The sequence below is a fragment of the Bradyrhizobium sp. genome, assembly GCF_016213215.1.
Lineage (GTDB): Bacteria > Pseudomonadota > Alphaproteobacteria > Rhizobiales > Xanthobacteraceae > Bradyrhizobium.
In genome coordinates this window covers 15,022-37,812 of the sequence record NZ_JACRAW010000008.1, presented here as the reverse complement: position 1 = coordinate 37,812, position 22,791 = coordinate 15,022, and the positions used below count along the sequence as shown (strand labels likewise).

Genomic DNA, 22,791 nt, shown 5'->3' with positions numbered 1-22,791 from the left:
GCGCGGGGCTGCGCCGAAGTTGCGCAATTGCGCTTCGGGCTGCAGCGCCTTAATTTGTCGGAAGATTGTCGGAACAGATTGAAAGGATCCATTATGAGCGCGCGCCCTCAGGCCAAGGACAAGCCATCCGCGGCTCCATTCAAGTGGGACGATCCGTTCCTGCTCGATGAGCAACTCACCGAAGACGAGCGCATGGTGCGCGATACCGCGCGCGCCTACGCCCAGGACAAGCTGCTGCCGCGCATCACCAAGGCCTATCTCGAGGAGAAGACCGACCGGGAGATCTTCACCGAGATGGGTGAGCTCGGGCTGATCGGCATCACGCTGCCGGAGGAATATGGCTGCGCCAATGCGAGCTATGTCGCCTATGGCCTCGTCGCGCGCGAGATCGAGCGGGTGGATTCAGGCTACCGCTCGATGAACTCGGTGCAGTCCTCGCTGGTGATGTATCCGATCTACGCCTATGGCGACGAGAACCAGCGCAAGAAATATCTGCCGAAGCTCGCCACCGGCGAGTGGGTCGGCTGCTTCGGACTTACCGAGCCCGATGCCGGCTCGGACCCGGGAGGGATGAAGACCCGTGCCGAGAAGGTGTCCGACGGTTATCGGCTCAACGGCAGCAAAACGTGGATTTCGAACGCTCCGATCGCCGACGTGTTCGTGGTGTGGGCGAAGTCCGCCGCGCACGACAACCAGATCCGCGGCTTCGTCCTCGAAAAGGGCATGAAGGGCCTCTCGGCGCCCAAGATCAACGGCAAGCTTTCCCTTCGCGCCTCCATCACCGGCGAGGTCGTGATGGACGGCGTCGTGGTTCCCGAAAGCGCCCTCCTGCCCAACGTCTCCGGGCTGAAGGGGCCGTTCGGCTGTCTCAACCGGGCCCGTTACGGCATCTCCTGGGGGGCGATGGGGGCGGCGGAGGACTGCATGCACCGCGCGCGGCAATACACGCTCGACCGCAAGCAGTTCGGCCGGCCGCTGGCCGCGACCCAACTGGTGCAGAAGAAGCTTGCGGACATGGAGACCGAGATCGCGCTGGGACTCCAGGCCTCGCTGCGCGTCGGCCGCCTGATGGATGAAGGCAAAATGGCGCCGGAGATGATCTCGATCGTCAAGCGCAATAATTGCGGCAAGTCGCTCGACATCGCCCGCATGGCGCGCGACATGCACGGCGGCAACGGCATCTCCAGTGAGTACCACGTGATGCGGCACGTGCATAACCTCGAGACGGTCAACACCTATGAGGGTACCCACGACGTTCACGCCCTGATCCTGGGCCGCGCCATTACCGGCATCCAGGCCTTCTCGTGAGGGCTGGGAACGCCGCCGTGACTGTCAGGTTCTGCTGTCATCGTCCGCGAAAGCGGACGATCCAGTATTCCAGAGACCTCGCCTTCGTCTCGACCGTCGGTGTTTACTGGATGCCCCGCCTTCGCGGGGCATGACGATCAAGACTGCGACGCCACTTTACAGGAAAACTCATGGCCGATAACGACGACGTCCCGTTCAACCGCCACTTTCCGCTCAAGCCGGGTATCGTGGAAGAAGTCCGTCCGGGCCTGCGCCGCATCCTGTGCGACAATCCGGGCCCGTTCACCATGAGCGGCACGGTGACCTACATCGTAGGGCAGGGCAACGTCGCCATCATCGACCCCGGCCCCGACAACGAGGCTCATGCGGCGGCGGTGCTCGATGCGGTGCGCGGCGAAACCGTCACGCACATCCTGGTCACCCACACCCATCGCGATCATTCGCCCAATACTCCGCGGATCAAGGCGGCGACCGGCGCGGTCGTCTATGCGGAGGGGCCGCACCGTGCTTCGCGGCCGCGCTTCGAGAGCGAGAAGCACAATCCGGAATCGGGCGCCGACCGCGATTTCGCGCCCGACGTTGCCCTCGGCCATGGCGATGTGGTCGAAGGCTCAGGCTGGAGGCTGGAAGCGGTGGCCACGCCGGGCCACACCGCCAATCATCTCGTCTTCGCCTGGCCGGAGCACAAGATCTCGTTCGTCGGTGACCATGTCATGGGCTGGTCGACCTCGATCGTGGCGCCGCCGGACGGATCCATGATCGACTACATGGATTCGCTCGAGCGCCTCACGCAGCGCGAGGAGGATCTGTACTTCTCCGGCCATGGCCCGGAGATTCCGGAAGGGCCGCGCTATGTCCGTTTCCTGATCCGCCATCGCAAGGCGCGGGAAACCTCCATCCTGCACCGCCTCGGGAAAGGCGAGACCGATATCCCGACGATGGTGCGGGCGATCTATATCGGAATCGACCCACGCCTCACGACCGCGGCCGGCTATTCGGTGCTGGCGCATCTGGAGGATCTCGTCGCGCGGGGCGTGGTCGTGACCGACGGCGATCCGGTGATCACGGGAACGTACCGGCTGGCGAACGCTTGAGGTCATTCCGGGGCGCGCGCAGCGCAAACCACGGTACGCAATCGCGCACCGGGGAATCTGGAGACCATGGCGCGAGATTCCGGTTCGCTCGTTACGGCAGGGCACTTACTTCTTCACTGTCTTTGCCGACGGCTTGGTCGGCACGACCGGCGCCTTCTTTACCGGCTTCAGCGCGACGGTCTCGGCCGCGGTGTTGAGATCCTCGATGAACTTGCTGATGCGCGCGGCATTGCTGCCGAGATCGCTTTCGAAATAGCGCGACGATGAGCGAATATCGACCCGGGAATCCTCGCCGTCGGCAATGACCCGGATCGAAACGTCCTCACGGAAGCCCATGATCGGCGTGCGCGCCACCGCCTCGATGCGTCCGACCCGGCGGGAGGGCTGCGGCGCGCGCTCGTCGATGACCAGCCATTTGCGCTTGTTGACCAGTTGGAGCGCGACCGCATAGGCGCGCTCGACCGGGATTTCGAGCTCGACCGGCTCGATCTCCGGATAGAACTGGCGCTGCTGTTCGGCGGAGTAGAGGCCGGCATAGACGGCCGTGTTGGCCCCGTCACCGGTGCGCAGGCGCGCCAGGGCTTCGAAGCGCGGCGGATCGATGGGGTCGGTGGTGATGTCATGGATCTGCGGCAGTCGCCGGTATTGCAGGCCGAGATAGGCGGGATAGGCGAGCACCAGCGCGTCAATCAGAAACGCGAGCAGGATCCGGCTCATGCCGCGCGTGCCGTTCTGCCAGATCGCGGCAAAGCCGGCCAATCCCACCAGGATCGAGAGCGCGGCCATGGCAAGCGCGCCCAAGAAGGTCGCAAGCGCCGGCTTGATCTCCAGAAAGCCGAAGCGGACGATGATGATCGAGACCAGCACCGCCACGACCGCGAACACGGCGAGATTGCGCGCCCAGTTGGCGAGGCTGGACACGGGCTCCTGCTGGTAGGGAGCGGAAAACCTGCGGGCCATCGGTCGGGTTCTGCCGGAGTTTAAGCACTGCCGCCGGAGCGGGGGCCTGATGGTCCGTTGAGACCATGCCGCGGCGATAAATTCAAGGGAGTTTGGAGGCGCGCACAGCGGCGTCATCATCATTCCGGGCCGGCGCCTGAGCGCCAGCCCGGAAATCACACGGTGCGAGATATGGCGATGCCCCGGACTAGCCGGGCATCATGGCTAAGCTGCTGCGTTGGGGAACCGGTAGTCCTTGAACTGGTCGCGCAATGTCGTCTTCATGATCTTGCCGGTCGCGGTGTGCGGAATGCCCTCGACGAAGGCGACGTCATCGGGCATCCACCACTTGGCGATCTTGCCTTCCATGAACTTCAGAATGTCATCGCGAGTGGCCTTCTGGCCCTGCTTGAGCTGCACGATCAGCAGCGGCCGCTCGTCCCACTTCGGATGATGCACGCCGATGACGGCCGCTTCCGCCACGGCCGGATGACCGACCGCGAGGTTCTCCAGGTCGATGGAGGAAATCCACTCGCCGCCGGACTTGATCACGTCCTTGGAGCGATCGGTAATGCGCATGTAGCCATCCTCGTCGATGGTCGAGACGTCACCGGTATCGAAGAAGCCTTCCTCGTCGAGGATATTGCTGTCGACGCGGTAATAGGCCTTGGCGACAGCAGGTCCCGCGACCTTCAGCCGGCCGAATGTCTTGGCGTCCCACGGCAGCTCTTTTCCGGCGTCGTCGGTGATCTTCATCTGCACGCCGAATGGCGGATAGCCCTGGGTCTGCAGCACATCGAGCCGCGCCTCGCCGGTCAGTTCGGTGAAGGGAGGCTTGAGCGCGGCGACGGTGCCGATCGGACTCATTTCGGTCATGCCCCAGGCGTGGCGCACGCCGATGCCCATGTCGACGAAGGTCTTGATCATCGAACGCGGCATCGCCGAGCCGCCGCACACCACCATCTTCAGGTGAGGCAGTTTCAGGTTGTTGGCGGCCATGTGCTGGAGCAGCATCAGCCACACCGTCGGCACGCCCGCGGTATGCGTCACCTTCTCGGTGGAAAGCAATTCGTAGACCGACGCGCCGTCGAGCTTGGCGCCCGGCATCACCAGCTTGGTGCCCATGGTGGGCGCGGAGAAGGCGATGCCCCAGCTGTTGGCATGGAACAGGGGGACTACCGGCAGCATTGTCTCGGAGGCGCTGGTGCCGAGGGCGTCGACGTTGTTGGCCATGAGCGCATGCAGCACGTTCGAGCGATGCGAATACAACACGCCCTTGGGATCGCCGGTCGTGCCCGAGGTGTAGCACATCGCGGCCGCAGTGTTCTCGTCGAAGCTCTTCCACTTGAAATCGCCGTCCGCCTGCGCGATCCACTCTTCATAGGCGACCGCGTTCTTCAGCGAGGTCTCCGGCATGTGCGCCTTGTCGGTGAGGACGATGTAGCGCTCGACGCTCGGGAGCTTGTCGGCAAGCTTTTCCAGGACCGGTACAAAGGTAAGGTCGGTGATGATGATGCGGTCCTGGGCGTGATTGACAATCCAGGCGATCTGGTCGGGGAACAGCCGCGGATTGACCGTGTGGCAGATCGCGCCGATGCCCATGATGCCGTACCAGACTTCAAGATGGCGCCAGGTATTCCAGGCAATCGTGGCCACGCGGTCGCCGAGCTTGATGCCTTGGCGGTCCAGCATCTGCGAGACCTTGAGCGACCGGGCGTGGATTTGGGCATAGTTGGTGCGATGAATCGGGCCTTCGACCGATCGTGTCACGACCTCCTGTGTGCCGTGGAATCTTGCGGCGTGCTCGATGATCCGGTGGCAAAGCAGCGGCCAATCTTGCATCAAACCAAGCATACAGACGTCCCTCCAACTGTGGCGCCGAACGCGCCGGGTCTAAATGTTGCCATGAATTTTAGCGTGCGGAACGTGTGCCGCAAATGGTCTTCTCGCGACTTGGTGTCCGCCGTCGAGGCAATGGTTACCGGCACTCTCTGCGCCCTCATCCTTTCGTCGCACACGGCTGCCGCACAACAGCACGCACCGAGCGGCGCTCAGTTCCGGGCCGATCCACCCAGGCTGCGCGGCACCGTTAGCGCAACAATGGTGCCCCTGCCTAGGCCGCGGCCGGCGGACGCGCCGCCGCGGGCCCAGCCGGTGGCTAAGCAGGGGGCGTCTGCAACCGAAAAGCAGGTCGGGCAGGGCGAGCCGGCCGAGCCTCAGCCCTCAGCCTGTCGGGTCGCGCTTACCGAAGAGATCGCGATTGCGCCGAGCATCCCCGACATTCGTGGTCCCGGTGGTTGCGGCGGCGAGGATCTGGTGCGGCTGGAGGCGATCGTGCTGGCGGACAAGAGCCGGGTCGCGGTCAAGCCTGCCGCGACCCTCCGCTGCAGCATGGCTTCGGCGCTTGCCGACTGGGTGCGGTCGGACGTGGCGCGGTTGGCGGAAAGCCTCGGCAGCCGGGTCACCGACCTCGACAATTTCGATGCTTACGAATGTCGCGGCCGCAATCGCGTCGCCGGCGCCATGCTGTCGGAACATGGCCGTGCCAACGCGCTCGACGTGCGCGCCTTCAAGCTCGCGAACGGTCAATCGGTAGGGCTGACCGACCGCACCGTTCCGCGCGAGGTGCGCGAACGCGTGCTGCATTCGGTTTGCGGTCGGTTCACCACCGTGCTCGGTCCAGGGTCGGACTGGTATCACGAGGACCACATCCATCTTGATCTCGCGCAGCGGCGCAACGGCTACCGAATCTGCCAGTGGGACGTGTGGGATCCGCTGCCGCAGATCGCGCCCTTGCTGCCGGCCGAGCGTCCGGAGCAAGCCCCTCCGCGCGAGGTAGCGACCAGATCCGATCAGGAGGGACCGGAGGCGGGCAACTCCGCAGAGCGGAAGTCCGGCAATCCAGAAGCGCCCCCAGCCGGCGAGACTGCGCCGACTTCCGGCGAAACGCGTCCTTCAAAAGAAAAGCGCCGGCCAAGCCGGCGCTTTTAAATCCCGAAAGGAGCGCTTCCTACGGTGTCGCGTTGGAGTTGCCGCCGCCTTGCAGCGCAAGGTGCGACTTGTAGGGCGAGTCACCGTGATTCTTCTCAAGCACCACCACGATGGTACCGACCTTCACGCGGTTATACAGATCGATTGCGTCCTCGTTGGTCAGGCGGATGCAGCCCGAGGAGATCGAGGCGCCGATATATTCAGGCTGGTTGGTGCCGTGGAGACGGAACAGCGTGTCCTTGCCGCCCGAATACAGATACATCGCGCGCGAACCCATCGGATTGTCGGGGCCGGGCGCCACGTAGGTCGGCACGCCGAGGCGCGAGATTTCACTGGGAGTCGGATGCCACGCCGGCCACTCGGTCATGCTGCCGATCTTGGCGATGCCGGACCACGCCATGGCTTCTTCGCCGACGGTGATGCCGTAGCGGATCGCCTTGCCGCCTTCGAGCACGTAATAGAGATAGTGGTTGTCGGAATCCACCACGATGGAACCGGGAGACTCCTTGCGGTGGTACTCGACGATCGCCCTGCGGAAGGGCTCTGAAACCGGCGTGTTGGTGTACTTAATCTTGGACAGATATTCCTTGTCGCGCGGCTTGAAGTTCGACGTGTTTGTCGCCTCGTAGGTCGTGGCCTGCATGCAGCCCGACAGCATCAGGCCGGCGGCCAAAATCCCCAGTTTCAGCTTCAGCGACATGGGCATATTTCCGATCGAAAAATATTCATCGCGGCGCCGAGGCTGACCCCGGAACTCCACGACTCCATTAGGCCGATATTATCTTCGAATTCTGCCACAGTTCCAGAGCCGCGGCCATCTTCCTGCACTGCGGGAGGTCAGTTGTGGCTTTTTTGCCGCAAGTTTTGGAGTTTTGGGTCAATCCGCGGTTGATTCTTGGGCAAACCGCGCCGGCGGGCCGAATTCATGCCACGGTATTGCCCATCTGGCGCCACAAATCACCCACCCAGCTTGTCATCAGGCGCTTGCCAGAATCGCGGTAAGTCCTTTCCGGTTGTCGGCCGCCCTTCCTGGAGGTGCTCATGTTTTCGGTCTTCGTTCCCTCCGAGTCCTCGCTGAAGAAGGTCACCATCGACGACGGGTCGAACCTGCCGGAAAACGCGGTCTGGATCGACCTGGTCAAACCGACCTCTGCCGAGGACAGGGCCGTGGAGCGGCTCGCCGGCATTGCAGTACCGACGCGCGAGGACATGCAGGAAATCGAGATTTCCAGCCGGCTCTATATCGAGAACGGCGCGCGCTACATGACCGCGACATTGATGTGCCATTCCGACACCGACATGCCGCGGACCGCCGCCGTGACCTTCATCCTGGCGGGACATCGCCTGGTCACGGTGCGCTACGACACGCCGAGGCCATTTGCCCTGGTCGAGAACAAGCTGGCGCGGTCATGTGCAGCCGGCATCACCGGCGAGATGGTCCTGATGGAACTGCTCGACGCGGTGATCGATCGCTGCGCGGACATTCTGGAGCGCGTGGGTGCGGAAGTCGATGAGGTGTCGCACGCCATCTTCGAACCCGAGAGCCAGCGTCACGGTCACGCCAAGGCCTACGCCCAGATCCTGATCGCGATCGGCCGCAAGGGGGACCTGGCGTCGAAGATTCGTGAGAGCCTGGTCTCGATCGGACGACTGGTGACGTTCCTCTCGGCGGCTGTGGAAGGAGTGAAGTGGTCGAAGGACATGCGCGAGCAACTGAAGACGATGCAGCGCGACGTCGCGTCGCTGACCGATCACGTCTCCTATCTGTCCAACAAGATCACTTTCGTGCTGGACGCCATGCTCGGCGTCGTCAACCTCGAGCAGAACAACATCATCAAGCTGTTTTCGGTGATGGCGGTGGTGTTAATGCCGCCGACGCTGGTCGCCTCGATCTACGGCATGAACTTCAGGCTGATGCCGGAACTCGAATGGGTTCACGGTTATCCGATGGCGCTGGTGCTGATGCTGATCGTGGCGGTCGTGCCCTACTACTTATTCAAGTGGAAGAAGTGGCTTTAACGTTCGTGGCACGTTGTGGAATTCGCCGCCTCAATTCCTCACCTAAAATTTGAGCGGTGGACTGAACGTTTGGGCGAAACTTGTCTGCGATAAATGGCAAGCAAGCCCGCGAGGACACCATGGTTGAAGAAAACATAACATCACCCCGGAAGGTCATCGATTTCGCGCGCTATCATCAGGACCGTGCGTGCGGCAAGGCGCCGGCGTTTGCCAGGCGGCTTTGCCGTCATTGCGGAGCACCATTGCTCGACGGCGAGAACGAGGAAGAATGCTCGAGCGCGTTCAACGTGTCGGTGCGCGTTCAACGAAGCGCGCCACGACGGTTCGTTGCTGACTGATTAACGCCTGGTCGGAATGATGGGCATCCGACCACTGCTTGCGAGACGATCCGGTGCCGGGGTGCCGTGATCCAGGAATGCGCACCGGTTTTCATACTTAATCAGAAACCTTAAGCGCAACGGCTCTTCGCCGATCCCATCGGTCTTCAGACGTGCTGACCGCCGTTGATATGGATCTCGGCGCCGTTCACGTAGGACGATGTCTCGGTGCACAGCACATAGATGATCTTCGCCACCTCGTCGGGCGTGCCGAGCCGGTGCATCGGGATCTGCTGTTCCACGATCTTCTCGGTTCCCGGCGACAGGATCGAGGTGTCGATCTCGCCGGGCGCGATCGAGTTGACGCGAACGCCGATGCGGCCGAAGTCGGAAGCCATCTCGCGCGTCAATGAGGCGAGCGCCGCTTTGGACGTCGCATAGGCGGCGCCGGCGAAGGGATGCACGCGCGAGCCAGCGATCGAGGTGACGTTCACCACCGAGCCCTTCGCCTTCTTCAGTTCCGCGATAAGCCCGCGCGCCATCATGATCGGCGCGAAGAAGTTGACGTTGAAGACGTGAGTCCAGATGTCGAGGTCGGTGTCGACCGTACCCAGCCGGGCGCCGCCGGGCGCCTTCGGCGAGATGGCCGCATTGTTGACCAGCGCGTGCAGTTCGCCCCCTTCCAGGCGCCTGCGGATCTCGGCGATGGCCCGCACGGTGTCGGCGTGGTCGCCAAGGTCGACCTGGATGTGGTCCTCGGGCCCGGCGCCCCACGGACATTCCTCCGGAAAAGGGTGCCGCGAGCAGGTGATCACGCGCCAGCCGGCGCTGGAGAACCTAATCACCGTGGCGTGGCCGATGCCCCGACTGGCGCCGGTTAGAAGCAGGGTGCGGCGCTGCTGCGAGTTTGAAGATGTCGGCATGGATCGGGCTCTTCTCGTTCACGGATAAAGGCGCGTCTTGGACCAGGGCTGGTCGGTCGCGGCGCGGCGGAATTCGATGCGGTCATGCAGGCGGAACGGACGATCGTGCCAGAACTCGATTCGCAACGGGCTGATGCGCCAGCCGCTCCAGCCGGGCGGCCGCGGCACCTCTCCGATCATGTATTTCGCGGCGACTTTGGCGATGGCCTGCTCGAAGGCGAAGCGGCTCTCCAGCGGCTGCGATTGCTTGCTGGCCCAGGCGCCGAGCTGGGCCTGCTTCGGCCGCGTTGCGAAATAAGCGTCGGCTTCGGCATCGCTTACCGGCGACACGTTGCCGCGGATACGGACCTGCCGACGCAGCGACTTCCAGTGAAAAAGTAACGCGGCCTTAGGATTTGCGGCGAGTTCGCGGCCCTTTTGACTGGCGATATGGCTGTAGAAGACAAAGCCGTTGGTATCAAAGCCCTTCATCAGCACCATTCGCACGTCCGGCAGGCCGTCGGGGTCGACCGTTGCCAACGCCATCGCGTTCGGATCGTTCAATTCGCTCTTCTCGGCTTCGGCGAGCCAGTCGGCGAACAGCGCGAACGGCTCATCGGCGGCGGTAAAATCACCGGATGTTAATGGTGTCGGGTGTTTGATCGAGGTCGTGTCGGTCATGTCAGGAGTCCGAATTGCGTCCGCCCGCGGCCCAAAGCGTGGTGTCAACCCACGACAACTTCATCCTATATAGGCCATGGGGACGCATTGGCCTATCGGTGATCCGGCCGGCCGGGGCCGTGATGACAGCAATTCTGGTCGGGATGGCCGCAGCGGGCTGCAGCTTCTCCCGCACCGACGGGCCGTTTGCCAAGTTGGATGGTGAGGAAGTCACGGGGACGATTACGCCCCCGGCCAAAGATCCCCAGCCGACCGACACCGATCTTGCCTTCGCTCGCAATGCCGCTGCCGACGTGCTGAGCAAGGGCGACAAGGATTTCAGCCAGCACTGGGAAAATCCGCAGACGGGAGCCCGTGGCTCGGTGACCCCTTTGGCTCAAGCCTATTCGTCGGAGGATGGGCGCAGATGCCGCGATTTTCTCGCAAGCTACGTCAACGGCCGCACGGAAACCTGGCTCCAGGGCAACGGATGCCAGGCAGGCCATGGCCGCTGGGAGATTCATACGCTAAAGCCTTGGCGAAGCTAGAATCGTCCCGTGGAATAGTTGCAGAAATGCCACGGGCACCCCAGATGAAGCCGAAAGCGGGGGCGGGGAGCCCTTGGGTAACCAACATCCGACTTCCGTGAAGGAGACGTGACGTATGCGCGACCCCTATGAGGTCTTGGGGGTGCCGCGGGGCGCCAACGCTGCGGCGATCAAGAGCGCTTTTCGCAAGCTCGCCAAGAAGCATCATCCTGACAGCAACAAGAACGATCCCAAGGCGGCGGAACGCTTTGCCGAGATCAACACGGCCAACGAGATCCTCAGCGACGAGGAGAAACGCAAGCAGTTCGACCGCGGCGAAATCGATGCCGAGGGCAAGCCACGCTTCCAGGGCTTTCCGGGCAGCGGCGGCGCGCGCGGCCGCGCCGGACCGGGCGGCTTCGAGAGCCATACGTTTCGCAGTGGCGGGGCGGGGGCGGGCGCGGGCGCGTTCGAGGACATTCTCAACAGCATGTTCGGCGGCGGCATGCGCGGCGGGCGCGCCGCGGGCGGTACCCCCTTTGAATTCGAGACCGGCGGGATCGGCCTTGATCTAGACCTCAACGTCGCCATGACGGTGTCGCTGGAGGAGGCGGTGAAGGGCGGCGAGAAGCGCGTCCGGCTGCCGACCGGCAAGGAACTCAACGTCAAGATTCCGGCCGGCGTGACCGCGGGCCAGCAGATCCGGGTAAAGGGCCAGGGCGAGACCGCGCACGGTCATCCGCCCGGCGACCTCTTGATCACGGTCAGCATCGCCCCGCATCCTTTCTTCAAGATCGAGGGTGCCGATTTGAGGATCGACCTGCCGATCACCCTCTATGAGGCCGTGCTGGGTGGCAAGGTCCGCGTGCCCACGCTCGGCAACGCGGTCGAATTGTCGATCCCCAGGAATACCTCCAGCGGCCGAACCTTCCGCTTAAAAGGCAAGGGTCTGCCCAAGGCCGGCGGCAGCGGTGACCTGTTCGTCACCACCCGCATCGTGCTGCCCGACGGGAACGACGCGGAGCTCGAGACGTTGATGGAGAAGTGGAGGGGTACTCATCCCTACAATCCGCGCAGTGGCCTTGGTTGAACCAGTGCGGGCGCCGTCTCGACCAACCCTGGCCGGGTAGAATTAAAAGAGCGGCGGCCTCGAAAGGGGGACCAGCGCGGTACCAACAAACCCCAATCGAGGCCGCCTTCGTGTCGATCGGCGGATCGAACACGGCATCATTTTCGCGTGATCACCTGGTGCTATATTGAGACGCGTCCATGGCTTGATTCCAGATTTTCGATGACGGAATCTTGGCGCGCGCTTCTTGGCGGTGTCTAGCTCCCGTTCTTCTCGGATTGGTCGTAGACGGCCTGCGCGACCTGTGACAGCCGTTCGCGATCCCTGCCGCCGCTGACGACATAGCCGACGCCGCGGTCGGCCCAGAACAGCGCCCCGTCATTGTCCAACATCGTGTATCGCATCTGTGTCGAGCCGCCCGGGGTCTTGGAGGCGTAGACGGTAAAGCGCTCGCCCGAGGGGCTCTCATACATCAGGAAGGATGCCGGGCCGTTCGGGCCGGGCAGAAGCCGGCCGCCGACCAGCTTCAGGCCGGTGGCGTCAAGGTCCGGCGCGCGCACGGTCCAGCCGCAGCGCTTAGTCAGCCACGCCTGCAGATGGGCGAGTTCATTGCCGGGCACTTCCACCGGATGGCGCACCTCGACGACATAGAGCCGGTGCGCGTCGAGCGCATCCAGCGTGAAGCTCTGGAAGGCGGGCGGCGAGGCGGCCGCGCCATGCGCGATCCAGCCGATGCCGCCGCCGGCGATGAAGGCGAGCAGCGCCGCGGCGGCCGCACCAATCATCCATTTCCGCGGCTGACGCACCAGGCGATCGATTTCCAGCCGTTTCGGTACCGGTTCGTTGGCGACGCGGTCGTAGCGGGCATGCAGCATCTCGGCCATCGCGCGCCATGACTGCACTCGCTCGGCATCCTCGGGATGCGCCGCAAGGTAGGCCTCGACGTCGGCGCGGCGCTCGGCCGGCAGCTCGCCGTCGATGTACGCGTGAAGTTCGTCTTCGGTGATGGAAATCTTCCGGTCGGTCATGGTTGTGGTCTCAGGCTAATCTGTCGAAAACATCGTTCGCCGCTCGAACCCGTCTCGCACATGGCATCACTTCACGCGCCGTAGGGCAGGGCGCTCGCCGTCGAGCGCGGCCCTGACATGGGCCCGCGCGCGCGCCAGGCGCGACATCACCGTGCCGATCGGCACCCCCTGGATGTCGGCGACCTCGCGGTAGCTCAGGCCTTCGAGCATCACCAGCAGCAGCACCGAACGCTGCTCCTCGACGAGCGTGGACAACGCCTTCTCGATGTCGCGGCCTTCGGCCTCGGTGCCGCTGGCGTCCGGGTTATTGTCCGACAGCGGCATCAATTGCGGCCGGCGGGCGAGCGACCGCCGCCGGTTCTTGTTGAGGTTGGTCAGGATCGTATAGAGCCAGCTCCTGATGTCGCCGCCGAGGAACAGCCGCTCCGAACGCAGCGCCCTCACCAGGGTGTCCTGCACCAGGTCGTCGGCCACGTCCGCGTCACGCGCCAGCGCCCGGGCGTAGCGGCGCAGGCTCGGGATCATGGCTTCCACGCTCTGGCGAAAGGCGCTCATGTCAGCTCGTACAAGTTGGCTCGGCGCGGACGCCCTATGCAAGCCATAACACCCGAACAAAGCAGCTATTCCGGTCCTTTTGATGGGCATGATCTTTCGCGCAATTTGCCGCGTGGAAGACCGGCGTCCACTTGTGCGGATCATGCCTCAGGAAACGGCCTTGACCCGGCCGATTGGGGCTGTACCGGGCAGGAGGGCTGGTGTACCTGACGAATCCCAAACCAGCTGGATTGGAAAGCGGATGGCGCAAACTTCGGGTCTGATGCAGGGCAAGCGCGGGGTTGTCCTCGGCGTCGCCAACAACCGGTCGATCGCCTGGGGCATTGCCAGGGCCTGCCACGCGGCAGGAGCCGAGATCGCCTTGACCTTCCAGGGAGACGCGCTGAAGAAACGGGTCGAGCCGCTCGCGGCCGAGATCGGCGGCCTGTTGCTCGGACATTGTGACGTCACCGATCCGACAACGATCGATGCGGTTTTCGACGTGCTCAGGGAGAAGTGGGGCAAGATCGATTTCGTGGTGCATGCGATCGCCTTCTCCGACAAGGACCAGCTCGACGGCCGCTACATCGAGACCACGGCGGACAATTTCTCGAAAACCATGCTGATCAGCTGCTACTCGCTGACGGCGATCGCCCAGCGCGCCGAGAAGCTGCTCGTCGACGGCGGCTCGATCGTGACTCTGACCTATTTCGGCGCCGAGAAGTGGATGCCGCACTACAACGTCATGGGCGTCGCCAAGGCCGCGCTGGAAGCGAGCGTGCGTTACCTTGCCGCCGACCTCGGCGAGAAGAACATCCGCGTCAACGCGATCTCGGCGGGACCGATCAAGACGCTCGCCGCGTCCGGCATCGGCGATTTCCGCTATATCCTGAAGTGGAACGAATACAACGCGCCGCTGCGCCGCACGGTCACCATCGAGGAGGTCGGCGCCAGTGCGCTCTACCTGCTCTCGGACCTGTCGCGCGGCGTCACCGGCGAGGTTCATCACGTCGATTCCGGTTACCACGTCGTCGGCATGAAGCGGCCGGACGCGCCCGACATCTCGCTGGCGAAGGACTGATTGCCACCGCAAATGTCGCCGCCCATGATCTACTACCTTCGCCACGGCGAGACCGAGTGGAATGTGCTGGGCCGGCTGCAGGGCGCGCAGGACGTTCCCCTGAACGAGCGCGGCCGGCGGCAGGCGGTCCAGGCGGCGCATATCCTGACGGGTCTCTTCAGGCGCAACGGGCGCGAGCCGCTCTCGTTGCCCTTCGTGTCGAGCCCGCTCGGACGGGCACGATCGACGATGGAGCTGGTGCGCGCCGAACTGCAATTGCCGGTGAATGAATACGGACTCGACGACCGGCTGCGCGAGATCGGCTACGGCGTGTGGGAAGGCTGTACGCTGGCGGAGAGCGAAGCCTCCCATCCCGAGCTCTATGCGCAGCGGCTTGCCGACAAATGGTCGGTGTGCCCGCCGGGTGGCGAGACCTATGCCGAGGTGCAGCAGCGCATGCGCGACTGGTACAATTCGCTGCGTTCGGACACCGTTGCGGTTGCGCATGGCGGTACCGCGCGGGCCCTGATGGTGGCGCTCGGCATCGAGACGCCGGCAAGCGCCGCCGACCTCTATATCGAGCAGGGTGCCGTCTATGTGTTCCGCGGCGGCGCCCTGACGAAGTATAGTTAACCTCTCGCACCGTCATTCCGGGCGATGCGAAGCATCGAACTACGGTGCACAATTGGGCAGGGTTCGCCCTTCGGGCGCCCCGAAATGACGGTCTGCCAGTTTGACCGCCGGGCTTATGCGCGTTACCACGTCGACAACAGGTGCTGACAGTCAGCGCGAGCCGAGCAACGGATGTCCTTCAACACTTTCGGTCACATGTTCCGCGTCACGACCTTCGGCGAAAGCCACGGGGTTGCGATCGGCTGCGTGGTCGACGGTTGCCCGCCCCTGATCGAACTTGGTGCCGAGGACATCCAGCGCGACCTCGATCGTCGCCGTCCGGGCCAGTCCCGCTTCACCACCCAGCGCCAGGAGGCGGACGCGGTCAAGATCCTGTCGGGCGTAATGGCGCATCCCGAGACTGGCGTGCAGGTGACGACGGGAACGCCGATCGGGCTCCTGATCGAGAACACCGATCAGCGCTCGAAGGACTATTCCGAGATCAAGGACAAGTTTCGCCCGGGCCACGCCGATTTCACCTACGAGGCCAAATACGGCCTGCGCGACTATCGGGGCGGCGGGCGCTCGTCGGCGCGCGAGACGGCGATGCGGGTGGCGGCCGGCGCGATCGCGCGCAAGGTCGTGCCCGACATCCGCGTGCGCGGTGCGCTGGTGCAGATGGGGCCGTACAAGATCGATCGCGACAAGTGGGACTGGGACGAGGTCGCGCGCAATCCGTTTTTTTGTCCCGACAGGGACAAGGCGGCCTTCTTCGAGGAATATCTCGACGGCATCCGCAAGAAGGGCTCCTCGATCGGCGCGGTGATCGAGGTCGTCGCCGAGGGCGTCCCGGCGGGACTGGGCGCGCCGATCTACGGCAAGCTCGATTCCGATCTCGCCGGCGCCATGATGAGCATCAATGCGGTCAAGGGTGTCGAGGTCGGCGCCGGTTTTGGCGCGGCCGAGCTCAGCGGGGAAGAAAACGCCGACGAGATGCGGACCGGCAACAACGGCACGCGTTTTCTGTCCAACCACGCCGGCGGCATTCTGGGCGGCATCTCGACCGGGCAGCCGGTGGTGGTGCGCTTTGCGGTGAAGCCGACGTCCTCGATCCTGACGCCGCGGCGCACGGTCGATCGCAGCGGCGCCGAGACCGAGATCCTGACCAAGGGACGTCACGATCCTTGCGTCGGCATTCGTGCGGTTCCCGTCGGCGAAGCCATGATGGCCTGCGTGCTGGCCGATCACTTCCTGCGCCATCGCGGCCAGGTGGGAGCCAGGTAGCACCCCGGAAGCGACCGCGAGGTATCGGGAACCCGCAGTGCTTCTTGACGGGTGCAAAACTTCGCCCGCAAGATTGCGTGGCCATGAATGTCACAGACCTCAAGACCGTTAACGACTGGCTGATCGCTGGTGCGCGCTCGGCGCCGACACCGAGCGCGATGATGGCCGAGTGCTGCGAACGCCTGGTTGCGGCCGGACTGCCACTGTGGCGGGTCGGCGTTTTCGTTCGCACCCTGCATCCGGAAATCTATGGCCGCAACTTCATCTGGAAGCCGGGCGCCGCGGTCGAAGTCGGAACGGTTGATTTCGACATTCAGAATACGCCGGAGTTTATGGCGAGCCCGCTTGCCATCGTCTTCCGAGAAGGCGTCGAGGTCAGGGGCGATCCCAACGGCCCGGAGATCGAGCGCTTCCCGATTCTTGCCGACCTGCGCAACGAAGGCGCCACCGATTATTTCGCGCTGCCGCTTCGCTTCATGGACGATACGATCCACGCCGCGACCTGGACCACCAAACAGCGCGGCGGATTCACCGACGAACAGCTCCGTGCAATCCGGTCGTTCATGCCGGTGCTGGCGCGCTATGTCGAGATTATCGATCTCCGTCGCACCGCTTCGCTCCTGCTCGATACCTACGTCGGCAACCGCGCCGGCGAGCGCATCATGGGCGGCCAGATTCGCCGCGGCCATACCGACAGCATGCAGGCGGCAATCTGGCTGTCGGACCTGCGCGGCTTCACCACGCTGTCGGACCGGCTGCCGGCCGAGACGGTCGTGGAGATTCTTAACCGCTATTTCGATTGCCAGGTGGCCTCGATCAGGGCCCAGGGCGGCGAAGTGCTGAAATTCATGGGCGACGGGCTGCTCGCCGTCTTTCCCGTTGCCGAACAGGAAGACGACATTCACCAGGTCTGTGCGCGCGTCGTCGACGCGGCAAAGGAATCACGCGCCAATGTCGAGGCCATGCAGTACCCGATCGGAGACGCAGTCGAGAGCTTCCGCTTCGGCGTCGCGCTGCACGTCGGCAAGATCCTCTACGGCAATATCGGCGGCGGCAACCGGCTCGATTTCACCTGCATCGGACCGGCCGTCAATCTCGCGGCGCGTCTGGAGAAGATCGCGGGCGGGCTCAATCGCGCGGTGGTGTCGTCGCAGGCCTTTGCTTCCGTGTGCGGGACCGGGTGGACCGATCTCGGTGAATTCCCGATTGCGGGCTTCGCGAAGGCCGAGCGGGTATATGGATTGGCCGACGAAGGTGCCGCGCTCGGCGCTTGAGTTGTCGCGCCGCCTTTGCCGATGTGCGCGGCTCTTTCAAAGACGCCTATTCCTCCGGCTCGGTCGTGAACAGGAGCGGGTAGCCTTTCGCACGGCCGGCGTCGGTGGCGCGCGTCGCCTTGGTCTCCGCTACGTCCTTGGTGAACACGGCGACCACGCAGGAGCCCTTCTTGTGCGCGGTGATCATGACCTTGTAGGCCTGGTCCTCGGTCATGCGAAACTCTCCCTTCAGCACCGTGACGACGAATTCGCGCGGAGTGAAGTCGTCGTTGACCAGGATGACCTTGTGCAGCCGCGGGCGCTGGACCTTGGTCCTGGTGCGCGTCTTCGGCTTGGTGACGGCGTTGTTCATTCAGCCTCCATCACAGTCCGACCATCCCTCTTATATAGGCGGACTTGGGTTCAGCTGGCAGCCTTCGCGCCATATTGCAGGACCTGCACCTTCTCCAGCGTGACGAGGCCGCTCGTCATCATCCCGTCCAGCATGGGCAGGAATTTGTTGATGTTTTCCTCGCTGTCGACGATCTCGAGGATCAAAGGCAGGTCCTCGGAAAGGCGCAGGATCTTGGACGTGTGCAGCCGGCTCGACTTGCCGAAGCCCATGGGCCCGCGCAGCACGGTCGCACCGGCCAGATGCTGCTCGCGCGCTTTCAGCACGATCGCTTCATACAGCGGCGTGCCCTGGAACTCGTCTTCCTCGCCGATGAAGATCCGGAGCAGGAGTGCCTGACCTGGAATTTGCATGTTCAGCTCCTTTTCAAACGATTGAAGCGGCTGGCCAGAAAGTGGCCGAGCCATACCGCCGACAGCCAGCAAATGACGGATGCAGCCATATAGGCGAGCGCCGTGTATTTCGTGCTGCCGTGAAACAGCCTGAACGTCTCGAGGCTGAAGGCGGAGAACGTGGTGTAGCCGCCGCAAAAGCCGGTCATCACGAACTGGCGCTGCCGCGGGCTGGCCATCAGCCGGCCGTCGGGCCCGGTGAGCGTGGCGTAGAAGCCGATGATGAGCGAGCCGGTGACGTTGATGAACAGCGTCGCCCAGGGAAAGCCGGGCCCGGTGTCGAGCGCGAGCGAGACGAGATAGCGCGTGAGCCCGCCCAAGATGCTTCCCGCCGCGACCCAGGCGTAGAGGACCGCGGTATGCCATCTTGCGCTGGCGGAAATCCCCTTCGTCATCGCGCTTCAGGTCCCCAGAGATCGGCGAGCCAGAAGCCGCAAGCCACTGCGGCGAGACAAAGCGACACCGAGAGCACGACATTGCCGATCGCGCGGCTGGTCTCCCCGCTACGGGCAAGGGTCAGCGTTTGCAGGCTGAACGAGGAGACCGTGGTGTAGCAGCCGAGAAAGCCGGTGACCGCGAACAGCCACGGATTTGGCGTTGCGAACAGTGCATCGTCGCGGGCCGCCAGCGCGCCGAAGATTCCGATCAGGAAGGCACCGCTGACGTTGATGGTCATGGTGCCCCAGGGAAAGGTCTCCCCCAGGCGGCGCGCGATCACGCCGGAGACGAAATAGCGCGCGCAGCCGCCGAGCACGCTGCCGATCACGATGCTTGTCAATCCGCTGAGCACGTCCGATGAACTCCTTTCGCCTCGCTTGCTGCCTCGTTGCGGGCAAGTGCCGGACGAGGCCGGCGATTTGCATGCATCAATGCAGCCGTCATGATGATATCCCCGGCTTTCCCGTCGGTCCTCCGATCGCCAGAAGTCCCACGAGCGACAGCAGCGCAAAGCCGAGACCGACGAGGAAGGTGGCCGCCGGGCCGAACGCGTCCCACAGCGCGCCGGCCAAGATGCTGGCCGCCAGCATGGCAAGGCCCGTGAACAGGTTGAAGTAGCCGTAGGCGGTCCCGCGCAGCGCCGGTGGGGCAGTGTCGGCAACAAGCGTCGCGAACAGGCCCTGCGTGAAACCCATGTGCAGGCCCCAAAGGATCACTCCCAGCGCGACGCCGACAAGATTAGGCATCAGGGCGAGCGCCAGGTCGGCGGCAGCAAGGAAGAACAGCCCCACCGGCAACAGCCCCTTGCGATTGAAGCGGTCCGACAGCACGCCGGCCGGATACGCCGACATCGAGTAGACGATGTTCATCAGCACCAGGACGGCCGGCACCCACATCGTGTGCAGTCCGACATTCTGTGCGCGAAGGATGAGAAAGGCTTCGCTGAAGCGCGCCAGCGTGAAGACGATGCCGACAATGACGACGCGCCAATAGGCCTGCCCGAGCTGCCGGATGGCGGCAAGCGCCAACGGGTTTGTCACCTCGCGGCCGTCTTGCCGGTGTTCCGGTTCTCTGACCGCGAACACGATCAGGGCGAACGAGAGAAAGGCCGGCAGCACCGCGACCCAGAATACGGCCCTGAAATCGTCCGAGGTCCACCACATCAGCACGATCGCGAGCAGGGGGCCGAGGAACGCGCCCACCGTATCGAGCGACTGGCGCAGGCCGAAGCTCGCCCCCCGCAGCTCGGCCGGCGCGATGTCGGCGACCAGCGCGTCGCGCGGCGCGCCGCGAATACCCTTGCCGACGCGGTCGATGAAGCGGGCCGCCACCAGCCAGGATGCGGAGGGGGCGAGCGGAAACATCGGCTTGGTGCAGGCCGCAAGGCCATAGCCGATCGCGGCCAGAAGCTTGCGTCTTCCGAGCCAGTCCGACAGCGCCCCCGAGAAGATCTTGGTGATGGATGCGGTCGCTTCCGCAGTACCTTCGATGAAACCAACGGTGATCGTGGAGGTGCCGAGCACGGTCACGAGGTACACCGGCAGCAGCGCGTGGATCATCTCGGAGGAGACATCCATCAACAGCGACACGAAACCGAGCACCCAGACTCCGCCTGGAATCCGCACCCGGGAAGAACCTGGTTCCGTTGTCGTCACGTCTTGCCTCGACCACGCTTCGGGCAACAAAAAACCCGCCACTGGCGGGTTGATCATACTCCCGCCGCAGCGGAGCCATCTGATTGCCCCACCTCAGCAGGAGTCATCAGCCCATACGAACACATCGCCGGGCGGTTATCGGGGGACTCCATCCCCATCTTCGGAACCAAACTAGCATGGAAATCGCGCGGCACAATAGGGGGCCGAGAACGCGCGTCCGGTTTGGCGCTCGTGCGAATTCCAGTGCTGATGAAAGGGCGCGGGCAACGTGTCCGCGCGTCGCGCAGCCTCATGCAGCGAGCTGCTAACCTGAATGTGAATGAGGTTCGACATTCTCGCTTTGCGTCACGCAGTTTGCATGTCACCATCTTTGCCTACGACGGGAGGGCGCGATGCGCTGGTGGTTCTCGATCGGGGCTGTATTCGTCGCGGGAGCGATAGTCGGAGGCCAAGCGGCGGGTATCGCTGCGCCGCAGCCGGAACGTCAACCGATTGAGCAGGCGGCCGACCGGGAAGGCCAGGCAGTCGATGTCGAGCTGATTATTGCCGTCGACGTTTCCTATTCCATGGACATGGACGAGCTCGCGGTTCAGCGCGAGGGCTACGCGCAGGCGATCGTGTCCAAGGATTTCCTGCAGGCGTTGAAAGCCGGTCCCAACGGTCGCATCGCCGTGACCTATTTCGAATGGGCGGCCTCCAATGACCAGAAGATCATCATCCCCTGGCGGCTGATCGACGGGCCCGAGACGGCGGATGCGGTAGCCGCGGAGATCACGAAGACGCCGATCCGTCGCGCCTCGCGCACTTCGATCTCGGGCGCGATCAATTTCGCGATGCCGCTGTTCGACGAGAGTCCCTGGCGCGGGCTGCGCCGCGTGATCGACATTTCCGGCGACGGCCCCAACAACAACGGCGTCCCCGTCACCATGGCGCGCGATGCCGCGCTGGAGAAGGGGATCATCATCAACGGCCTGCCGATCATGGTGAAGGAGCCGTCCTTCTCGACCATGGATATCGAGAACCTCGACTACTATTACGAGGATTGCGTGATCGGTGGTCCGGGCTCGTTCGTGGTCTCGATCAAGGAACGCGACAGGTTCAAGGAAGCCATCCGCACCAAGCTCCTGATGGAAGTCGCCGGCCGCACGCCGGAGCGCCCGATCGTGCGCGTCGCCGCCAAGGAGCCGCGCGTGAACTGCTTGATCGGGGAGAAGATCTGGCAGGATCGCTGGGGCAGGTGAGGGGGAGAAGGCTCGATCTGCTCTCTATCTCGGGTTTCGGTTGGCGAGCGAGGGCATGACCGCGAACAGGATGAGCAACGCCGCATAGACTGCCCCTTCCGCGCTTGCAAATTGCGCGAGCTGATCGCGAAGGGCCAAATCCCGGAGCGCCAGGCCAACCGTCACATCGGCTGTTTGCTGCATCGCGAGCGCGGCAGTCCCGACCGCGAGCAGCATGTCCGTGCGCGGCTCGATGCGCACGGCTCGCGGAGCCAGGCGCGAACCGACGAAGATAGCTGCAAGCAGGAACGGCGCTTCACAGAGCACGGCCGCGAGCGTACCGATGCGCGGCTCCAGCCATAGAACGCGGATGGGCCCCAGCAGGAACCCGGTGCCGAAGACGATGAGGAAGTAGAGGCCGGCTGCTTTGATGATCTTCGCGATCATGAGCGCATCACCTGTTCGGGGGGCCGCCGCAGCGAGACTGGCAAAGCGCACGAGCTCACGATTTCTTGGCGCGTCCTGCAGCGGCGCACGTGCCGAACGCACTGCTTCTTCATAGGTCATTGATGCCGCTGCCGATGATGAGAATGGGATCGCGGCGGACCCAAGCCCGAGCGCGACACCGAGCATTTGTCTTCTGTCGATCACCACGATCGGCTCCACCCAATCCGCGGAGCTTCTCTAGCGCCGTCGGGGAGACAGCCTGTTGACCGAGGTCAAAGCCTCTGTCTTCGCGATGAACTGAAGTGCAGACTGAGCGGGGAGGCGCTGCGAACAATTCACATGGGAGCCGCCCCTGTTTCACTTTTGCATGCAGATGGGCCGAAGCGTCTCTTCATAGCCACGGGCCTTGGCGTACTCGATCAGCGCCAGCCGGGCTGCTTCGCATCGCTCTGCGCTGGTAAATTCCTGTGTCGATATTGCGGCGCCATTCATACCCCCGCCAAGCCAGCTGATGACGATTAGAACATGGGCCATAACATCCTCCTCACCGTCTTAAACCAACCATCGGGCGAGTTCCGACAGTCGAAGTAGATTCGACATGCCCCGTTCTTGTCTCGACACATCCCAAGG

25 protein-coding genes and 1 riboswitch are annotated in these 22,791 nt (G+C 63.8%); of the genes, 11 read left to right on the top strand and 14 right to left on the bottom strand.

Features of this window, described 5'->3' with window-relative positions; genetic code table 11:
* The first annotated feature begins 93 nt into the window (after nt 1–93).
* Together HY852_RS02030 and HY852_RS02025 are read left to right on the top strand one after the other, a co-directional pair.
* Entirely contained in the window at nt 94–1,308 is a 1,215-nt protein-coding gene (locus HY852_RS02030; RefSeq protein WP_291602205.1) for an acyl-CoA dehydrogenase, read from the top strand.
* Nucleotides 1,309–1,478: 170 nt separating this feature from the next.
* A complete protein-coding gene (locus HY852_RS02025; RefSeq protein ID WP_291602203.1) occupies nt 1,479–2,402 on the top strand; it encodes an MBL fold metallo-hydrolase in 924 nt (307 codons plus the stop codon).
* A gap of 105 nt (nt 2,403–2,507) precedes the next feature.
* On the opposite strand, the gene HY852_RS02020 is transcribed toward HY852_RS02025, so the two are convergent.
* Together HY852_RS02020 and HY852_RS02015 are read right to left on the bottom strand one after the other, a co-directional pair.
* Complete coding sequence (locus HY852_RS02020; RefSeq protein ID WP_291602201.1) at nt 2,508–3,362, bottom strand: DUF1499 domain-containing protein; 855 nt, start codon at nt 3,360–3,362, stop codon at nt 2,508–2,510.
* Between the two features lie 204 nt (nt 3,363–3,566).
* Nucleotides 3,567–5,195 (bottom strand): fatty-acid--CoA ligase, encoded by a 1,629-nt coding sequence (locus tag HY852_RS02015; protein WP_291602199.1) that lies wholly within the window; start codon nt 5,193–5,195, stop codon nt 3,567–3,569.
* A 51-nt stretch (nt 5,196–5,246) separates the two neighbouring features.
* On the opposite strand from HY852_RS02015, the gene HY852_RS02010 reads away from it, so the two are divergent.
* A complete protein-coding gene (locus tag HY852_RS02010) occupies nt 5,247–6,332 on the top strand; it encodes an extensin family protein (RefSeq protein WP_291602198.1) in 1,086 nt (361 codons plus the stop codon).
* Between the two features lie 19 nt (nt 6,333–6,351).
* Here HY852_RS02010 and HY852_RS02005 read toward each other — a convergent pair whose 3' ends face one another.
* The gene (locus tag HY852_RS02005) at nt 6,352–7,032 is read right to left on the bottom strand and encodes a L,D-transpeptidase (RefSeq protein ID WP_291602196.1); all 681 of its coding nucleotides are present in this window, start codon (nt 7,030–7,032) and stop codon (nt 6,352–6,354) included.
* A 341-nt stretch (nt 7,033–7,373) separates the two neighbouring features.
* Here HY852_RS02005 and HY852_RS02000 point away from each other — a divergent pair, with 341 nt between their 5' ends.
* Entirely contained in the window at nt 7,374–8,351 is a 978-nt protein-coding gene (locus HY852_RS02000) for a magnesium transporter CorA family protein (RefSeq protein WP_291602194.1), read from the top strand.
* A gap of 484 nt (nt 8,352–8,835) precedes the next feature.
* Here HY852_RS02000 and HY852_RS01995 read toward each other — a convergent pair whose 3' ends face one another.
* Nucleotides 8,836–9,591: an SDR family NAD(P)-dependent oxidoreductase gene (locus HY852_RS01995; RefSeq protein ID WP_291602193.1), complete on the bottom strand. Its 756-nt coding sequence runs from the start codon at nt 9,589–9,591 to the stop codon at nt 8,836–8,838.
* Nucleotides 9,592–9,609: 18 nt separating this feature from the next.
* Nucleotides 9,610–10,251, bottom strand: a complete 642-nt coding sequence (pdxH, locus tag HY852_RS01990) for a pyridoxamine 5'-phosphate oxidase (protein WP_291602190.1) — start codon at nt 10,249–10,251, stop codon at nt 9,610–9,612.
* Between the two features lie 14 nt (nt 10,252–10,265).
* Between pdxH and HY852_RS01985 the strand changes: the two genes are divergently transcribed.
* Nucleotides 10,266–10,778 (top strand): RT0821/Lpp0805 family surface protein, encoded by a 513-nt coding sequence (locus tag HY852_RS01985; protein ID WP_291602188.1) that lies wholly within the window; start codon nt 10,266–10,268, stop codon nt 10,776–10,778.
* A 115-nt stretch (nt 10,779–10,893) separates the two neighbouring features.
* Nucleotides 10,894–11,847, top strand: a complete 954-nt coding sequence (locus HY852_RS01980) for a J domain-containing protein (RefSeq protein ID WP_291602184.1) — start codon at nt 10,894–10,896, stop codon at nt 11,845–11,847.
* Nucleotides 11,848–12,083: 236 nt separating this feature from the next.
* Here HY852_RS01980 and HY852_RS01975 read toward each other — a convergent pair whose 3' ends face one another.
* Together HY852_RS01975 and HY852_RS01970 are read right to left on the bottom strand one after the other, a co-directional pair.
* Nucleotides 12,084–12,854, bottom strand: coding sequence for an anti-sigma factor (locus tag HY852_RS01975; protein ID WP_291602182.1), 771 nt, complete (start codon nt 12,852–12,854; stop codon nt 12,084–12,086).
* A gap of 66 nt (nt 12,855–12,920) precedes the next feature.
* A complete protein-coding gene (locus HY852_RS01970; protein WP_291602180.1) occupies nt 12,921–13,409 on the bottom strand; it encodes an RNA polymerase sigma factor in 489 nt (162 codons plus the stop codon).
* Nucleotides 13,410–13,650: 241 nt separating this feature from the next.
* Between HY852_RS01970 and fabI the strand changes: the two genes are divergently transcribed.
* The 4 genes from fabI to HY852_RS01950 all read left to right on the top strand — a co-directional run bounded on the left by fabI (nt 13,651) and on the right by HY852_RS01950 (nt 17,618).
* A complete protein-coding gene (gene fabI, locus HY852_RS01965) occupies nt 13,651–14,469 on the top strand; it encodes an enoyl-ACP reductase FabI (RefSeq protein WP_291602178.1) in 819 nt (272 codons plus the stop codon).
* A gap of 12 nt (nt 14,470–14,481) precedes the next feature.
* Complete coding sequence (locus tag HY852_RS01960; RefSeq protein ID WP_291602177.1) at nt 14,482–15,081, top strand: histidine phosphatase family protein; 600 nt, start codon at nt 14,482–14,484, stop codon at nt 15,079–15,081.
* Nucleotides 15,082–15,252: 171 nt separating this feature from the next.
* Nucleotides 15,253–16,344: a chorismate synthase gene (gene aroC, locus HY852_RS01955; RefSeq protein ID WP_291602175.1), complete on the top strand. Its 1,092-nt coding sequence runs from the start codon at nt 15,253–15,255 to the stop codon at nt 16,342–16,344.
* Nucleotides 16,345–16,427: 83 nt separating this feature from the next.
* Nucleotides 16,428–17,618, top strand: coding sequence for an adenylate/guanylate cyclase domain-containing protein (locus HY852_RS01950; RefSeq protein ID WP_291602173.1), 1,191 nt, complete (start codon nt 16,428–16,430; stop codon nt 17,616–17,618).
* 46 nt (nt 17,619–17,664) lie between these two features.
* Here the strand turns inward: HY852_RS01950 and clpS are convergent, their stop codons facing one another.
* From clpS to HY852_RS01925, 5 genes are all read right to left on the bottom strand, one after another.
* Nucleotides 17,665–17,970, bottom strand: coding sequence for an ATP-dependent Clp protease adapter ClpS (gene clpS / locus HY852_RS01945; RefSeq protein WP_291602171.1), 306 nt, complete (start codon nt 17,968–17,970; stop codon nt 17,665–17,667).
* A gap of 50 nt (nt 17,971–18,020) precedes the next feature.
* Entirely contained in the window at nt 18,021–18,362 is a 342-nt protein-coding gene (locus HY852_RS01940; protein ID WP_291602169.1) for a DUF190 domain-containing protein, read from the bottom strand.
* 2 nt (nt 18,363–18,364) lie between these two features.
* Complete coding sequence (gene crcB / locus HY852_RS01935) at nt 18,365–18,796, bottom strand: fluoride efflux transporter CrcB (protein WP_291602167.1); 432 nt, start codon at nt 18,794–18,796, stop codon at nt 18,365–18,367.
* Nucleotides 18,793–19,191: a fluoride efflux transporter CrcB gene (crcB, locus tag HY852_RS01930; protein ID WP_291602165.1), complete on the bottom strand. Its 399-nt coding sequence runs from the start codon at nt 19,189–19,191 to the stop codon at nt 18,793–18,795. The genes crcB (HY852_RS01935) and crcB (HY852_RS01930) overlap by 4 nt, the downstream gene beginning before the upstream one ends.
* A gap of 88 nt (nt 19,192–19,279) precedes the next feature.
* Nucleotides 19,280–20,494, bottom strand: a complete 1,215-nt coding sequence (locus HY852_RS01925; RefSeq protein WP_367116308.1) for an MFS transporter — start codon at nt 20,492–20,494, stop codon at nt 19,280–19,282.
* A gap of 90 nt (nt 20,495–20,584) precedes the next feature.
* Nucleotides 20,585–20,659, bottom strand: a riboswitch (Fluoride riboswitch).
* Nucleotides 20,660–20,886: 227 nt separating this feature from the next.
* Here HY852_RS01925 and HY852_RS01920 point away from each other — a divergent pair.
* The gene (locus tag HY852_RS01920) at nt 20,887–21,735 is read left to right on the top strand and encodes a DUF1194 domain-containing protein (protein ID WP_291602161.1); all 849 of its coding nucleotides are present in this window, start codon (nt 20,887–20,889) and stop codon (nt 21,733–21,735) included.
* A gap of 24 nt (nt 21,736–21,759) precedes the next feature.
* Here HY852_RS01920 and HY852_RS01915 read toward each other — a convergent pair whose 3' ends face one another.
* Together HY852_RS01915 and HY852_RS01910 are read right to left on the bottom strand one after the other, a co-directional pair.
* Entirely contained in the window at nt 21,760–22,281 is a 522-nt protein-coding gene (locus HY852_RS01915; RefSeq protein WP_291602159.1) for a hypothetical protein, read from the bottom strand.
* Nucleotides 22,282–22,518: 237 nt separating this feature from the next.
* On the bottom strand, nt 22,519–22,695 hold the full coding sequence (locus HY852_RS01910; protein ID WP_291602157.1) for a hypothetical protein: 177 nt from the start codon (nt 22,693–22,695) through the stop codon (nt 22,519–22,521).
* Nucleotides 22,696–22,791 lie beyond the last annotated feature (96 nt).

Excerpts from the sequence above, each read along its gene's own strand:
- aroC (WP_291602175.1), top strand. The coding sequence starts at position 15,253 with ATGTCCTTCAACACTTTCGGTCACATGTTCCGCGTCACGACCTTCGGC.
- clpS (WP_291602171.1), bottom strand. The coding sequence starts at position 17,970 with ATGAACAACGCCGTCACCAAGCCGAAGACGCGCACCAGGACCAAGGTC.
- HY852_RS02000 (WP_291602194.1), top strand. The coding sequence starts at position 7,374 with ATGTTTTCGGTCTTCGTTCCCTCCGAGTCCTCGCTGAAGAAGGTCACC.
- HY852_RS01940 (WP_291602169.1), bottom strand. The coding sequence starts at position 18,362 with ATGCAAATTCCAGGTCAGGCACTCCTGCTCCGGATCTTCATCGGCGAG.
- HY852_RS02025 (WP_291602203.1), top strand. The coding sequence starts at position 1,479 with ATGGCCGATAACGACGACGTCCCGTTCAACCGCCACTTTCCGCTCAAG.
- HY852_RS02010 (WP_291602198.1), top strand. The coding sequence starts at position 5,247 with ATGAATTTTAGCGTGCGGAACGTGTGCCGCAAATGGTCTTCTCGCGAC.
- HY852_RS02015 (WP_291602199.1), bottom strand. The coding sequence starts at position 5,195 with ATGCTTGGTTTGATGCAAGATTGGCCGCTGCTTTGCCACCGGATCATC.
- fabI (WP_291602178.1), top strand. The coding sequence starts at position 13,651 with ATGGCGCAAACTTCGGGTCTGATGCAGGGCAAGCGCGGGGTTGTCCTC.
- HY852_RS02030 (WP_291602205.1), top strand. The coding sequence starts at position 94 with ATGAGCGCGCGCCCTCAGGCCAAGGACAAGCCATCCGCGGCTCCATTC.
- HY852_RS01950 (WP_291602173.1), top strand. The coding sequence starts at position 16,428 with ATGAATGTCACAGACCTCAAGACCGTTAACGACTGGCTGATCGCTGGT.
- HY852_RS01980 (WP_291602184.1), top strand. The coding sequence starts at position 10,894 with ATGCGCGACCCCTATGAGGTCTTGGGGGTGCCGCGGGGCGCCAACGCT.
- HY852_RS01915 (WP_291602159.1), bottom strand. The coding sequence starts at position 22,281 with ATGACCTATGAAGAAGCAGTGCGTTCGGCACGTGCGCCGCTGCAGGAC.
- HY852_RS01975 (WP_291602182.1), bottom strand. The coding sequence starts at position 12,854 with ATGACCGACCGGAAGATTTCCATCACCGAAGACGAACTTCACGCGTAC.
- HY852_RS02020 (WP_291602201.1), bottom strand. The coding sequence starts at position 3,362 with ATGGCCCGCAGGTTTTCCGCTCCCTACCAGCAGGAGCCCGTGTCCAGC.
- HY852_RS02005 (WP_291602196.1), bottom strand. The coding sequence starts at position 7,032 with ATGTCGCTGAAGCTGAAACTGGGGATTTTGGCCGCCGGCCTGATGCTG.
- crcB (WP_291602167.1), bottom strand. The coding sequence starts at position 18,796 with ATGACGAAGGGGATTTCCGCCAGCGCAAGATGGCATACCGCGGTCCTC.
- HY852_RS01970 (WP_291602180.1), bottom strand. The coding sequence starts at position 13,409 with ATGAGCGCCTTTCGCCAGAGCGTGGAAGCCATGATCCCGAGCCTGCGC.
- HY852_RS01960 (WP_291602177.1), top strand. The coding sequence starts at position 14,482 with ATGTCGCCGCCCATGATCTACTACCTTCGCCACGGCGAGACCGAGTGG.
- pdxH (WP_291602190.1), bottom strand. The coding sequence starts at position 10,251 with ATGACCGACACGACCTCGATCAAACACCCGACACCATTAACATCCGGT.
- HY852_RS01920 (WP_291602161.1), top strand. The coding sequence starts at position 20,887 with ATGCGCTGGTGGTTCTCGATCGGGGCTGTATTCGTCGCGGGAGCGATA.
- HY852_RS01910 (WP_291602157.1), bottom strand. The coding sequence starts at position 22,695 with ATGGCCCATGTTCTAATCGTCATCAGCTGGCTTGGCGGGGGTATGAAT.
- HY852_RS01995 (WP_291602193.1), bottom strand. The coding sequence starts at position 9,591 with ATGCCGACATCTTCAAACTCGCAGCAGCGCCGCACCCTGCTTCTAACC.